Raw genomic sequence first — 14,187 nt, forward strand, 5'->3', positions numbered from 1 at the left:
GGTGTCCTTGTCAGTCGTGAGCGGAGTCGAGGTGCCAGACGCGGGCTCGGTCCAGCTTCACCGAGCCGTTCTCGGCGAACAGCTGCACGCCCTGGCTGGCGGGGTCGGGAAAGATCTGGTCGGTGATCACTGCTTCGCCGCTGCCGCCGAAGACCTCGACGGAGGACCAGTCGACGAGGATCCGCAGCTTCACCTTGCCGTTCTTCGCCTTCAGCGGCGCGGTCTGGACGCCGGGGAAGGTGCTGTTGAAGTCCACGGCACCGGAGCGGGTGCGGTCGACATACAGCTCCTGGGTCGTGGCGTCGTAGCCGATCACGGTCTCCTCGCCCCCGGCTCCGGTGCGTACCTTCAGGCCGAAGCGTTCGGCGTCCTTGAGGGAGAAAGTCGCCTCGATGTCGAGGGCCTTGCCCTTGGCCGCGGGGCCGATCAGGGGCTGTGTGGTGCTCCTGACCGTGACGCCTGACGCCGTCGCCGGGCGCTTTTCGCGGAGGGACTCCAGGCTGTCGACCGGCCGGCTGGTCAGCCGGACTCGGCCGTTGATGGTGCGCAGCGCCATTTCCCGCGGTGCGCTTTGCGCGCCGCGCCAGGGTGAGGTGGGGATGGCGCCGCTGTAGTCCCAGTTGTTCATCCAGCCGACCATGTACCGCTTGCCACCCGGTGCGTCCTCCCAGGACACGGCCGCGTAGTAGTCCTTGCCGTAGTCGGCCCAGTCGGCTCGCTGTACGACGGACTTGGCGGGGGCGTCGGCGGCGGTGAACCGGTCGGCCAGGATATGGCCCCAGCCGGCGATATTCCTGTCGACGATCTGGATCCGTGCCTTCTTGCCGGCGTAGGGACGCATGTCGAAGGACGCCCAGTCCAGGGTCTCGCTGTTGGAGCCGGTGGCGCTGCGGACGACCTGGCCGTCGACGATCAGGTTGACGGACGTCTCCTGGGAGACGGGCTGGGCCTTGGTGTCGGACAGCATGATGTGGTCGACGTTGAGGTGGCCCCAGCCGCCGGTGTTGTCGTCGACGATTCTGATCTGCGCCTTCTTCCCGGCGAGGTCCTTGACGTCCCACGAGGCCCAGTTGAGCGCTTCGGCGTCCTTTCCGGTCGCGCTGCGCACCACCCGGCCGTCGACGAGGAGCTCGACGGCGGTGGGGTCGGCGGTGCCGGAGGGGTGGTTGCCGCCGCCGACGAGGAAATTGACATGGTCCTTGTCGATGGTGAATTCCGGCGAGGTGAGGGTGCCGGTGGTGGAGTCGCCGTTCAGATAGCTGTTGACCAGGCCGCCGCCCAGGAAGCCGGAGACTTCCTGCTGGTTGGGGAGGGTGCCGGTGGCCGGTGCCGAGCCGAAGGCGTCTCCGGTCGTCGTCCAGTCGCCGTAGCCACCGCCTTCGAAGTCGGCCAGGACCGTCCCCGCGGGCGGGTCCCCCTGCTCCAGGAGCGTCCCGGACTCGTGCGGGTGCCGTCCGCCGCCGACCTTGAAGTTCAGAAAGCGGCTGCCGACGGTGAACTCGGGTGAGGTGAGGACGCCGGTGGCCGCGTCACCTCCGTGGAAGCTGTTGGCGAGGCCCTTGCCGTCGAAGCCCCCGACGGTTCCCTGCCCGGCCACTGCCCCTGCCGCCGGTCCGTCGCCGAACGCGGTGCCGGTGGCCGTCCACGCGCCGAAGCCGGTGTCCTCGAAGTCCTGCATCACGGTGCCGGTGGGCGGGGTGTAGGTCCCCTTGTCCTCGGCGGTGAACTTTGTGCCGTCGAAGTCGCCGATGAAGTATTGGGCGGCCGAACCGCCCGCTATGCCGCCGGGGTTGATGTTGACGACCAGGACCCACTTGATCTTCTTCTTGTCCCCGTCGACCGCGAGGGGGAACAGGTCGGGGCACTCCCACACGCCGCCTGTCGCGCCGGCCGGCCCGAACTCGCTGAGCTGCTCCCAGTCCTTGAGGTTCTTCGACGAGTAGAACCGCACCTTGTGCTCGGTGGACAGCGACACCGTCATCAGCCAGCTCTTGGTCGGCTCGTACCACTGGACCTTGGGGTCGCGGAACTCCTTGGACCCGATGTCGAGGACCGGGTTGCCCTGGTACTTGGTCCAGGTGCGGCCGCGGTCGGTGCTGAAGGCGAGCGACTGGGCCTGGATGCCCGTGCCCTTGTCGAGACTCGTGTAGATCGCCACCATGGGCGGGTTCTTCTTGGTGCCGAAGCCGGTGGTGTTGTTCCGGTCGACGACCGCGCTGCCGGAGAACACCATCTCCTTGTCGTCGTGCGACAAGGCGAGCGGCAGCTCCTTCCAGTGCACGAGGTCCCTGCTCACCGCGTGCCCCCAGGACATGTCGCCCCAGGAATCGCCGTTGGGGTTGTACTGGTAGAAGAGGTGATACTCGCCCTTGTAGTAGACCAGGCCGTTGGGGTCGTTCATCCAGTTCTTCTCCGGGGTGAAGTGGAACTGGGGCCGGTAGGTCTCGGAGTACGGCGAGGTGTCGGCAGCGACGGCCTGAGGCGCCGGTGGGGCCGCGGACAGGGCGCAGACGGTCGCCACCGCCGCGATCATCCGAGTGCGGGCATGCCGGGATACACGTCCTGAGCTCATGGGGTCTCCTGTACTGCGGCCGTCCGCGCGGCGGAGCCGGACGCCCGGCGCGGAACCGACCGTGGAGTGACGCCTTCTCGGCACGTCGTCCAGGGCACCGAGGAGGGGTGTCATCGTTGACTTGTGTCATCGATGACATCGAGTGGCATGATGATGGACGCAATCCGGCCGGTGCGTCAACGGGTCAGGCGGCATGCCCGCTGCGCGAGTGGCCCGCCCGTCATGCGCGATCGGCCGCGGCGAGCTGCTCCAGATGGGACTGCCACGGGGGGTTGGGACCGGCGACCGAGCAGGTCAGAGCAGCGACGCGGGCGGCGAAACGGCAGGCTTGTGCGACATCGTCGAGGCGGAGTTCCGCCAGGCGGCCACCGAGCAGGCCCTGGGCACCGAGGTGGTGCAGCAGCCCCGCCGTGAAGGAGTCCCCCGCCCCGACCGTGTCGACGACGCTCGTCGACACGACAGGAACATGCACGCGTTCGCCGGCGAGTGAGGCCAGGGCGCCGTCGGCGCCCCGTGTGATCACCACGAGCCGCACCCCGGCGGCGTGCCAGATGTCGCAGGCCTTCTCGGGCGGTGTGCCCGGCAGCAGGAGTTCCAGGTCGTCCTCGCTCAGGCGCAGCACGTCGGCGAGGCCGCACCAGTGCGTCAGCCGGGCACGGTAGACGTCGGGGTGCACCAGCAGCGGCCTGACATTGGGGTCGATGCTGATGGTCGCGTGCGGGGCGGCCGCCGCCAGGAACTCCTCCACCACCGCCGCCCCGGGTTCCTGAACCAGGGCCAGGGATCCGGTGTGCACGCAGGCGGTCCGCGACAGATCCACCTGCGCCAGCTCCCCGGCCGTCCACTGCCAGTCGGCCGTGTTCTGCGCGTGGAAGGAGAACGCGGCCTGCCCCCGAGCGTCCAGCTCCGCCACAGCCAGCGTGCTGGGTTCCGCGGCCGTCACGGCGCTCGACAGGTCCACTCCCGACGTCTCCAGATGGGCGCGGAACAGGCGCCCGAACACATCGTCCGACAACCGCGCGAGGAAGCGGGCCGGGGTGCCGAGCCGGGCCAGTGACACTGCCGTATTCGCAGGCCCGCCGCCGGGCAGCACACGCAGGGCGAGTTCGTTCGAGGTGCTTGCGGGCTGGGCGAAAGCGTCCGCGACGCACTCTCCCAGGACGGTGATCTGACGCGGGCTCATGGGCTGCTCTTCTCTGGCGAACGTACGGGCACACCGGGCGTCGTGGTGCGGCTGCCGGACTGCCCCGGAGGGGACGGCCGCGAGCGTTGTCGATTTGTGACGAGCGCAAGGCATTGACGTTTCCGGGAGAGGGAGTCCATCATCCTCGCCATGCAGTGTCAACGATGACATAAGTCAACGATGACACCTCGGGTGGCCTGCGCCGCTCGCCTACCTCAGGAGTCGATCATGCCTCGCACCACTCGTCTGTCCTCCTCCCTCCTCAGAGCGGCCGCCGCCGCAGGCGTCGCGGCCCTCACGCTGACTGCCTGCGGGTCCGGCTCCGGTTCCGGGTCGGGCTCATCCAGCGCCGGTTCGGGCGATGTCAAGGTCGGCCTGATCACCAAGACCGACACCAACCCGTTCTTCGTGAAGATGAAGGAGGGTGCGGAGAAGGCCGCGAAGGCCGAGGGTGTGCAGCTGATGACCGCGGCGGGCAAGTTCGACGGCGACAACGCCGGTCAGGTCACGGCCGTGGAGAACATGGTCGCCTCCGGCGTGAAGGGCATCCTGATCACGCCGAGCGATTCCAAGGCCATCGTGCCCGCGATCGAGAAGGCCCGGGCCAAGGGCGTTCTGGTCATCGCCCTGGACACCCCGACAGAGCCGCAGAGCGCGGTCGACGCCCTCTTCGCCACGGACAACCTCAAGGCCGGCGAGCTGATCGGCGAGTACGCCAAGGCCGCGATGAAGGGCAAGACCGCGAAGATAGCCGCCCTCGACCTCGCGCCGGGTGTGTCCGTCGGCGTTCAGCGGCACAACGGTTTCCTCAAGGGTTTCGGCGCCACCGACAAGGACGTCGCCTGTGCTCAGGACACCGGCGGCGATCAGTCCAAGGGCCAGACGGCGATGGAGAACTGCCTCCAGAAGGAACCCGGGATCAACGTCGTCTACACGATCAACGAACCGGCCGCCCTGGGCGCGTACACCGCGCTCAAGGCCAAGGGCCGGGAGAAGGACGTGCTGATCGTCTCCGTCGACGGGGGATGCACCGGGACCCAGGCGGTCAAGGACGGCAAGATCGCCGCGACGTCCCAGCAGTACCCGCTGAAGATGGCGGCCGAGGGTGTCAAGGCCGTCGTGACGTACGCCAAGGACGGCAAGAAGGCGTCCGGTTACACCGACACGGGCGTCACTTTGATCACCGACAAGGCGCAGGACGGAGTCACGTCCAAGGACACCGGCTACGGCCTGGAGAACTGCTGGGGCTGAGTCCCCCGACGACCGTTCGCCTTCTCAGCAGGGCGGCCGGCCCCCCTCCTCCCCGGCCGGGGACGGCCGCCCCTCGTTCCCTTGTCCTCCGGCAAGGAGAGACACGGACTTCTGTCTTCCGACAAGGACTTCGCATGACCGCCACGTCCACGCCCCCGAGCACGTCCTCGCCGTACGCCGGGCTCAAAGCGCCGACCACGGCCCGCAGACTGCTCATGGCACCGACCACCGGCCCCCTGGTCGCCCTCCTCCTGGCCTGTGCCTTCTTCTCCTTCTCGACCGAACAGTTCCTCACCGGCGGCAACTTCTCGCTGATCGTGCAGCAGGTCATGGTCGTCGGCACCCTCGCCATCGGCCAGACCCTGATCATCCTCACGGCGGGCATCGACCTGTCGTGCGGTGCCGTCATGGCCTTCGGCAGCATCGTGATCGCCAGGATGGCCGCCGAGGGCTCCCTGCCCCCGCTCGTCGCCATCGCCCTGGGCATCGGCGTCTGCGGCGGATTCGGGCTGCTCAACGGCCTGCTGGTGCAGAAGATCCCGCTGCCGCCGTTCATCGTCACCCTCGGCATGCTCAACGTGGCGTTCGCCCTGACCCACATCTACTCCGAGGAACAGACGGTCACCAACCTGCCGGGCCCGCTGACGGCCCTCGGGCAGACCTTCCCCCTCGGCCACACCGACATCACCTACGGCTCCCTGGTCACCATCGTCCTGTTCCTGCTCCTCGCCTACGCGCTGAGCAGCACCGGCTGGGGCAGGCACGTCTACGCCCTGGGCAACAGCCCCGAAGCGGCACGGCTCAACGGCATCCGCACCTCCCGCCTGACCATCGGCGTCTACACCGCGGCGGGTCTCCTCTACGGTATCGCCGCCCTGCTGCTCATCTCCCGCACCGGCGTCGGCGACCCCCAGGCCGGGCAGACCGACAACCTCGACAGCATCACCGCCGTGGTCCTCGGCGGCACCAGCCTCTTCGGCGGGCGGGGCTCGGTCCTGGGCACCTTCATCGGCGTCCTCATCGTCGGTGTCTTCCGCAACGGCCTGCAGCTGATGGGCGTCGCGTCCATCTACCAGACGTTGATCACCGGCGTCCTGGTGATCCTCGCGGTGACCGTCGACCAGATCTCCCGGAAGAAGGCCCGATGACCGCCACCCCCTCCCCCACCCCTGTCCTCCAGGCCCGCGGTCTCGTCAAGCGCTACGGCCACGTCACCGCCATCGACGGCGCCGACTTCGACCTGATGCCCGGCGAGGTCCTCGCCGTCATCGGCGACAACGGAGCCGGCAAGACCAGCCTCATCAAGGCCCTGACCGGCGCGGTGGTCCCCGACGAGGGCGAGATACGCCTCAACGGCAAGCCCATCCAGTTCTCCGGTCCGCAGAGCGCCCGCGCCCACGGCATCGAAACGGTCTACCAGGACCTCGCCGTGGCCGCCTCCATGGACATCGCGTCGAACATGTTCCTGGGGCGCGAGCTCCGCCGCCCCGGCGTCCTCGGCAGTGTCTTCCGCATGCTGGACAAGAAGCGCATGCGTCAGGAGGCCGCCGAGCACATGGCCGACCTGAAGATCGGTCTGCGCTCGCTGACACAGTCGGTCGAGACGCTCTCCGGTGGACAGCGGCAGGCTGTCGCGGTCGCCCGTTCCGTCGCCTGGGCGCGCAGCGTCGTCGTCATGGACGAACCGACGGCCGCCCTCGGCGTCAAGGAGTCCGGTCAGGTCCTGGACCTCATCCGCCGGGTCCGGGACAAGGGCATGCCGGTCGTGCTGATCAGCCACAACATGCCGCACGTCTTCGAGATCGCCGACCGGATCCACGTCCACCGGCTGGGCCGGCGCGCTGCCGTCATCAAGCCCTCCGACTACTCCATGGCGGAGGTCGTGGCCATCATGACCGGCGCGCTCACCGTCGATGCGGCCGGAGGTACTGTCGTAGCCGATTCCGAAGCGGCGAAGGCCGCCGGAGTCCAGGCCAACTGAAGCACTCACAGGTTCCGGCCGAGGCCGCGGCCGGGACCGACGAGCACAGGAGACTGTTTCCTCCATGGCAGCGAACCGCCGCCCGACCCTGGCAGACGTCGCCCGAGAAGTGGGCGTCAGCGCCAAGACCGTCTCCCGCGTCCTCAACGAGGACGGCCCCGCCTCGGCCGAGACCAGGCAACAGGTGCTCGCCGCCGTGGCCAAGCTCGGCTTCCAGCCGAACCTCATGGCCCGCAACATCCGGGTGGGCGGACCCGACACCACGGTCGGGCTGGTCATCCCCGACCTGGCCAACCCGTTCTTCGGAGCCGTGGCCAGAAGCATCGAGGACACCGTCCGCGACCGTGGCCTGACCCTGCTCATGGGCTCCTCCGCGGACGATCCCGGCCGCGAGCGCTCGCTGACGGACAAGTTCCTCGCCCGACGCGTCAGCGTCCTGATGGTCGTGCCATCCGTCGGCGCCGACCACTCCCACCTCAAGACCCACCGCGCCGCGGGCCTGCCCGTCGTCTTCATCGACCGCCCGGGAGCGGGCCTGGCCACGGACGGCGTCGTCAGCTCCAACCGTGACGGTTCCCACGACGGCGTCACCCACCTGATCGCCCACGGACACCGGCGCATCGGCTTCATCGGTGACCTGCCCACCAAGCTCTACACCCGCCGCGAGCGCCTCGTCGGCTACCGCTCGGCCCTGCAGGAAGCCGACATCCCCTACGACCGCTCGCTCGTCGCCAACGCACACGACCAGCAGGGCGCCGAGGGGGCGACCTCCAAGCTGCTCGAGCTGGCCGACCCGCCCACGGCCCTGTTCGCCGGAAACAACATCATGGCGCTGGGCATCGTCGCCGAACTCGCCCGCAGCAAGCGCAAGGACGTGGCCCTCGTCGCCTTCGACGACGTCTCGCTCGCCGAGGCGCTCGAACCGGCACTGACCGTCGTCGCACAGAACCCGGAGGAAATCGGCAGAACAGCGGCGACCACCGCCCTGGCCCGGCTCGACGGCGACCGCTCCCGTGCGCGCACCATCACTGTGCCCACCCGGTTGATCGTCCGCGGATCCGGCGAACAACCGGCAGCCGGCGGGCGGAAGGCGTAACCGGCACTGAGCCGAAGGTCCACGCGACCGGCGAGGAACAGTCCGCCATCAGCGGTGGGCTGCGGAGCGTCCGGGGCGCTCAGTGAGTGACGGTCGACGAGATGGTCGACAAACGACAATCAGGCGGCTATCTTGAGCCATCACACGGAGCGATTGCCGTTGCAGATGGTCGACAAACGACAATCGAAGTGACTTTGAGGGTCGCTTTGAGCCCCCGCGCGGCTTTCCGCCCACCCCGTAGCTCAGAAGGAGAACCGGGCACAGATGATCCAGATACCTATGAAGTGGGTCCTCGGGGCCACCCGCGGCGGCTCGTGTCCCGCGCCGACCAAGGCCGCGGCGCAGTGAGCCGCCCTGCGGGTTCGGCCACTCCGACCAGCTCGCCAACACATCGGCTCCAGGCCCTCGGCCTGGACCTTCCCAACCTCGGCAGTAACCCGAACTACGTGGACCACCGTACGGTCGGCTCCACCATCCACATCTCGGGCCAACTGCCTTACAGGGACGGCGAGCTGCTGGGCCAGGGCACTGTCGGCCGGGACGTCGAACTGCAAACGGCACGGGAGCTCGCACGCCATGCCGTGCTCAACGCACTCGCCGCCGCTGTGCAGGCGGTGGGAGATCTGGACCGGGTCCGGATCGTGCAGATGCTGGTCTTCGTGGCCAGTACACCGGACTTCGGTCTCCAGTCGCGGGTCGCCGACGCGGCCAGTGAGTTGCTCATCGAGGTGCTGGGCGAAAACGGACGGCATGCTCGCACCGCGATCGGTGTCGCCGGGCTGCCGCGCAACAGTCCGGTCGAAATCCAGATGGTCTGCACTGCCGCATAGGGCAGGGCGCGACGCAGGTGAAGCGTGAGCGCGCGTGATGCCTCGGGCTGCGCACGCCGGCATTCGAGGGAGTCGGCATCCGCGCGCCCCTCGTTCAATCCCCGGACACAAGCAAGAGGAGCGCAGCGTGAACCGGCTCCAGCGAGTACTCGACGCTCTGGTCGAGCGGGTCGACACCCCCGCGCCGATCGTGCTGGTCGACGTCATGCAGGACAACATCGCCCGCATGCAGGGCTTCGCCGCCCAGCACAACTTCGACGTCAGGCCTCACGTCAAGACGCACAAGTGTGTGGAAATCGGCCGACGGCAGATCGAGGCCGGGGCGGTCGGAATCACCGCGGGCAACGTCGGTGAGGCCGAGGTCTTCGCCGCGGCCGGATTCGACGACATCTTCCTCGCCTACCCGGTCTGGCCCGCGGGAACGAAGGGGAACCGCATCCGCCGCCTCGCCCGGTCCATTCGGCTTCGGGTCGGCGTCGACAACGCCGCGGCGATCGAGGCCCTCGCCGACGCGATGAAAGACGAACCGGACAGGCTGCAGGTCGTCGTCGAGGTCGACTGTGGTGCCCGTCGTTCCGGGGCGCCGCCCGAGGCCGCGGGCGACCTCGCGCTCGCCGCCCGCAAACGCGGCCTGGTGCCGGTGGGCGTCTTCACCTATCCAGGTCACGGCAGCTCCGGACGGGACGCGCGCGAGCGCGCCGCGTTGGACCAGGACGCCGCGCTCACCACCGCGGTACGCAGCCTCGCCGGTGTCGGGATCACCGCAGAGGTGGTCAGCGCCGGCTCCACACCCACCGTCGAATTCTCCACCAGCGGCGTGATCACCGAGATCCGTCCCGGCGAGTATGTCTTCGGCGACCTGAACAACACCCGGCTCGGCTCCTGCACCGACGATCATATCGCGCTGTTCGTCGCCGCCACCGTGGTCAGCGACTGGGTCCCCGACCAGGTCATCCTCGATGCAGGCACTAAAGCCCTCAGCCGCGAAGGCAGCAACGAGCGCGGCTACGGTCGGGTCCCCGGCACGAAGGCCGTCCTGTCCAAGCTCAACGAGTACCACGGATTCCTCGCTGTCCCCGGCGGCGAGTTCCGCCCCGGCGTCGGCACCGTGGTGCCCGTGGTGCCGAACCACGTCTGCCCGATCGTCGTCAATTTCGAAGAGCTGATCGTCACCGACAGTGCGGGCACGTCCCTGCGGCGATGGCCGGTCGACGCCCGCGGGTTCCTCAGTTGACCGGCCCCGGGAGACCTCGTACCCGATCCCGCAACCCAACCGTCCTTACCGTAAAGGAGTGCCCGACATGAGACTCAAGAACGTCACGGCCCTGGTGACCGGCGCCAGCGGTGGCATCGGGGAGGCAGTGAGTTCCCACTTCCGCCGCGAGGGCGCACGACTGCTGCTCACCGGCCGCAAGGAACAACCCGACACCGTCCAGCCCGCCGATCTGTACGTCCCCGGAGACCTCAATGACGAGGCGTTCGTGGAGGACTTGGCCAATCAGGCCGCCGAGTCCTTCGGCACCGTCGACGTCGTCGTCCTCAACCACGGTCTGCAGGCAAGCAGCCCGCTCACCGACATGTCCTACGACGACGCGAAGAGCGTGCTCGACAGCAACCTGCTCAGCGCGTTCCTGGTGATGAAGCACTTCGCGCCGCTGATGCCCTCCGAAGGGGGCTCCTTCGTCTGCGTCGGTTCACGGCTCGGCATGGTCGGCAAGCCCGGGGAAGTCCTGTATTCCGCCGCCAAGGGAGGCCTGATCATGCTCGCCAAGGGCGCGGCGATCGAATGGGCCCAGCGCAACATCCGCGTCAACGTCGTCGCCCCGGGACTGACCGCCACTCCGACCATCGAAGCAGCGATCCGACGCAGCCCCGACCCCGAGGCCTACCGCCGCGAGCGCGAGACCCAGATTCCGCTCCAACGCCTCGCCACCCCCGAAGAGGTCGCCGACGCGATCCTCTTCTTCGCGTCATCGGAGTCGTCGTACATCACCGGGGCGGTCCTCCCCGTCGACGGCGGGTACACCGCCTTCTGACACACGTGCCGGGCGTCACGACCAGCATCCAGCACCGGCTGGACGGCCTGTCGTCCGTCACTTTCCGGCCCGACGGCCCCGACGGCCCCGACGGCCCCGACGGCAACATGACCGCTCGACCACGTGATCGAGCGCATGCCGCAGGAGACCGACGTATGGACGTCGCGCTCCACGCGGTGGTGCGGGCTTGCGCGCGGATGTGGAGCGCGTACGCCGATCGCCGCAATCGAACTGACCGCACCCAGCGTGCGGCACCATCGCACATCCCCGCGTGATCTCCCCTCCCCGGACTCGCTCGGCCCTTCCCTTCTCATGGCCCCGCGCGCTTCCGTCCGCCGGCCTACGGCGCCCCAAGCCCCAAGCCCCCCCTTTACGGATTTTCCGTATCCCCCAGCGATCTCCAGGAGCTTTGCCATGGAAGGCAACCGGATAGGACGCAGAACCGTACTCCGCACCGCAGGCGCTCTGGCCGCTGCCTCGGCAGTGACCGGATGCGGCTCCCTCATGGGCAACGGCGAAAGCCGAAGCTCGTCGTCGAGTGGCGGCGGCCGGAAGCGACTCGTCGTCAGCAACAGTGGTGGTGCCTACAACGACGCTCTCACCAAGGGGATCTACGAGCCGTTCGCCAAGGAGACCGGCATCACGGTCACCACGGTCAACTACCAGTCCGCGCAGATCATCGCCCAGGTCAGGCAGGGCCGGCCGCAGGTCGACCTGATGGACAACAGCCTGCTCATCTTCCAGAAGATGGCGCGCCTTGAGTGCCTGGAGCCGGTGGACCATGACCGGCTGAAGAGTGTCAAGGGTGCCGGTATCGCAGAGCACAACCTGCCGGAGTACGCGGTCGGCAAGAACGTGTGGGCGAGTGTGATGGCCTACCGCACGGACAGCCTGAAGCGTGTCCCGAAGAGCTGGGCGGACTTCTGGAACACGGATGCCTTCAGCGGCGCGCGTTCGCTGCAGAGCGCGGAAGTGGACCTTCCCGAGCTGGAGTTCGCGCTGCTGGCCGACGGGGTTCCGCTGGACAAGCTTTACCCGCTGGATGTGGACCGGGCGTTCGCCTCGATGTCGCGGATCCGCGGCGAGGTGAAGAAGTTCTGGAACACCGGCGCCCTCCCGGCGGTGCTGCTGGGCCGCAGGGAAGTCGTGGCCACCAGCCTGTGGGGCGGCCGCGCGGACGAGCTGATCAAGCAGGGCATGCCGGTCGCCTACCAGTGGAACGAGGCCCGCAGGATGACAAGCGGCTGGGGCATTCCCAAGGGCGCGGGCAACACGGACGCGGCCTACCAGTTGATCGACTTCTCGCTGCGTCCCGAGGTGCAGGCCGCTTTCGCCAAGCTCTTCCCGCACGGCCCGGTCGTCCCCGCCGCCACCAAGCTGCTCTCGGAGGATGTCCTGGCCACGCTGCCGACCTCGCCCCACAACCTCAAGACCGGGTTCGACGCCGATGTGGCCTGGTGGGACAAGAACCAGGAGGCGGTCACCAGGCGCTGGCAGGAGTGGGCCGATGCCTGAGCGGACCACACTTCTCGCCGCGGCCCTGGCCCCGGGGCTCCAACTCGCTGACGGGTAAGTCCCTCTCGGTGACCCCAGGTTGCGCAGGTCCTATAGCGACACGACGGTCGTGGACGATGTTGACATGGAGATCGCGGCGGGTGAGTTCGTCACCTTCCTCGGCTCGTCCGGCTCCGGCAGGACGACCACGCTGATGCTGCTGGTCCGGGCCGGATCCCCAAAGGCGAACAGGGGACCGGCCTCGAGGCCGAGGCGCCGACGCGTCGGAGCAGCCCTCGGCCTCGACCGCACCGTGCGCGCTGTGGGCGTCGATGTTCAGGATGTCGTCGACGGCGTACGGGACGGCCACCGGCCGTGTTACTTGATGAGGTCCTTGAACTTGTAGTAGCCGCCGGCGAAGGGCAGGAACCAGGGCGGGCCGAAGTGTCCGGGAATGCGCTTGAAGGGCAGGTCGCGCCAGAGGTTGGCGGTCGGTGTCCCGTTCATGTACTCGGCCATCTGCTTGCCCATGTGGGTCGCCATCTGGACGCCGTGGCCGGAGTAGCCGAGCGAGTAGAACAGTCCGTCCTGTTCGCCGGCGTGCACCATCCGGTCCATGCTCATGTCGACCAGCCCGCCCCAGCAGTAGTCGACGCGCGTCTTCGAGAGCTGCGGGAAGACCTCGGTCATCGCCTTGTGCAGGATGCGTCCGCTCTTCGCGTCCGACTGCTGGTCGGACCCGGCGAACCGGGCGCGGCCCCCGAACAGCAGCCGGTGGTCCGGAGTGATCCGGAAGTAGTTCAGCAGGTTCAGGGACGTCGATGCCATCCGCCGGTTCGGCAGGAGCATGTCGCAGACGTCCTCGCCCAGCGGTTCCGTGACGATGATGAAACTGCCGACGGGCGCGATCCTGACCTGCTGCCAGCGGAACGGCCGGCCGGTGTAGCCGCTGGTCGCCACGAGCACCTGCTCGGCCTCGACGGTGCCGCGCGGCGTGACCAGCCGGTGCTTCGTGCCACCCAGCCTGCCGATCTTCTCGACCGGTGCCTGCTCGTGAAGGGTGACACCGAGCCGCGCGGCGGCCTCGGCGAGACCCCTGGTGAACTTGCCGACGTGCAGCCCCGCGCTCCTGGCCTCCACCATCGCACCATGGAAAGAGCCGGAGCCGATCTCCGAGCTGAGCTCACTCTTGGGCACCAGACGGGTCTCCAGCCCCAGCCGGCCCGACATGATCTCGTGGGTCTTGCGCAGACCGTCGAAGTGGGCCGGCTTGGACGCCAGGTTCAACTTGCCCGTACGAGCGAAGTCACAGTCGATGCTCTCGTCCGCGACGAGCTGCTCAAGGGTGTCGACGGCGTCGTGATAGTCCAGCAGATAGGCCTTGGCGGTGTCGAAGCCGTAGCGGGAGACCGCGTCGCGGAAGCCGATCGACATGCCCGTGGTGGCCAGGCCGCCGTTACGGCCCGATGCCCCGAAGCCGACCGTGTCCCTCTCGAAGACGTGCACGCTCGCACCCTTCCGGGCCAGGTGCAGTGCCGCCGACAGGCCGGTCATCCCGGCCCCGATGATCGCCACCTCGACGCGCCCGCCGATGTCCGACCCGGAACGGTCCGGCCCCTGAGGAGCGGTGTCGAGCCAATAGGGGGTGAACTTCATGTCGCTGCTCTCTCCTGCCAGTGCCGTCAGCCGCTCTGGACGCACGTGGATCAGGCCCCTCACAAGTACCACCGTCCGTGCATGAGCT

General features: G+C 68.4%; 12 protein-coding genes. 9 read left to right on the forward strand and 3 right to left on the reverse strand.

The window, feature by feature from the left end:
- Positions 1-10 precede the first annotated feature (10 nt).
- Both CEB94_RS01525 and CEB94_RS01530 read right to left on the reverse strand, forming a co-directional pair.
- On the reverse strand, positions 11-2,572 hold the full coding sequence (locus CEB94_RS01525) for a glycoside hydrolase family 32 protein (protein WP_175430416.1): 2,562 nt from the start codon (positions 2,570-2,572) through the stop codon (positions 11-13).
- Positions 2,573-2,792: 220 nt separating this feature from the next.
- Entirely contained in the window at positions 2,793-3,755 is a 963-nt protein-coding gene (locus tag CEB94_RS01530) for a carbohydrate kinase family protein (protein WP_175430417.1), read from the reverse strand.
- A 228-nt stretch (positions 3,756-3,983) separates the two neighbouring features.
- Between CEB94_RS01530 and CEB94_RS01535 the strand changes: the two genes are divergently transcribed.
- The 9 genes from CEB94_RS01535 (at position 3,984) to CEB94_RS41835 (ending at position 12,849) form a co-directional block, all read left to right on the forward strand.
- Positions 3,984-5,006, forward strand: a complete 1,023-nt coding sequence (locus tag CEB94_RS01535) for a sugar ABC transporter substrate-binding protein (RefSeq protein WP_175430418.1) — start codon at positions 3,984-3,986, stop codon at positions 5,004-5,006.
- A 134-nt stretch (positions 5,007-5,140) separates the two neighbouring features.
- A complete protein-coding gene (locus CEB94_RS01540; RefSeq protein ID WP_175430419.1) occupies positions 5,141-6,154 on the forward strand; it encodes an ABC transporter permease in 1,014 nt (337 codons plus the stop codon).
- Positions 6,151-6,987, forward strand: a complete 837-nt coding sequence (locus CEB94_RS01545; RefSeq protein WP_175430420.1) for an ATP-binding cassette domain-containing protein — start codon at positions 6,151-6,153, stop codon at positions 6,985-6,987. Before CEB94_RS01540 ends, CEB94_RS01545 begins: the two co-directional genes overlap by 4 nt.
- 64 nt (positions 6,988-7,051) lie before the next feature.
- Complete coding sequence (locus CEB94_RS01550; protein ID WP_175430421.1) at positions 7,052-8,083, forward strand: LacI family DNA-binding transcriptional regulator; 1,032 nt, start codon at positions 7,052-7,054, stop codon at positions 8,081-8,083.
- Positions 8,084-8,427: 344 nt separating this feature from the next.
- Complete coding sequence (locus tag CEB94_RS01555; RefSeq protein WP_175436841.1) at positions 8,428-8,913, forward strand: RidA family protein; 486 nt, start codon at positions 8,428-8,430, stop codon at positions 8,911-8,913.
- 127 nt (positions 8,914-9,040) lie between these two features.
- Entirely contained in the window at positions 9,041-10,147 is a 1,107-nt protein-coding gene (locus CEB94_RS01560; RefSeq protein WP_175430422.1) for an alanine racemase, read from the forward strand.
- A gap of 67 nt (positions 10,148-10,214) precedes the next feature.
- Positions 10,215-10,949 carry an SDR family NAD(P)-dependent oxidoreductase gene (locus tag CEB94_RS01565; RefSeq protein ID WP_175430423.1) on the forward strand — a complete coding sequence of 245 codons (735 nt, stop codon included), beginning with the start codon at positions 10,215-10,217 and terminating at the stop codon, positions 10,947-10,949.
- Positions 10,950-11,363: 414 nt separating this feature from the next.
- Positions 11,364-12,464 carry an ABC transporter substrate-binding protein gene (locus CEB94_RS01570; protein ID WP_175430424.1) on the forward strand — a complete coding sequence of 367 codons (1,101 nt, stop codon included), beginning with the start codon at positions 11,364-11,366 and terminating at the stop codon, positions 12,462-12,464.
- A 124-nt stretch (positions 12,465-12,588) separates the two neighbouring features.
- Positions 12,589-12,849 (forward strand): hypothetical protein, encoded by a 261-nt coding sequence (locus tag CEB94_RS41835; protein ID WP_342789370.1) that lies wholly within the window; start codon positions 12,589-12,591, stop codon positions 12,847-12,849.
- On the opposite strand, the gene CEB94_RS01575 is transcribed toward CEB94_RS41835, so the two are convergent.
- Complete coding sequence (locus CEB94_RS01575; RefSeq protein ID WP_175430425.1) at positions 12,822-14,099, reverse strand: NAD(P)/FAD-dependent oxidoreductase; 1,278 nt, start codon at positions 14,097-14,099, stop codon at positions 12,822-12,824. The genes CEB94_RS41835 and CEB94_RS01575 overlap by 28 nt on opposite strands.
- Between the last annotated feature and the right edge of the window lie 88 nt (positions 14,100-14,187).

It is taken from the genome of Streptomyces hawaiiensis (assembly GCF_004803895.1).
Lineage (GTDB): Bacteria > Actinomycetota > Actinomycetes > Streptomycetales > Streptomycetaceae > Streptomyces > Streptomyces hawaiiensis.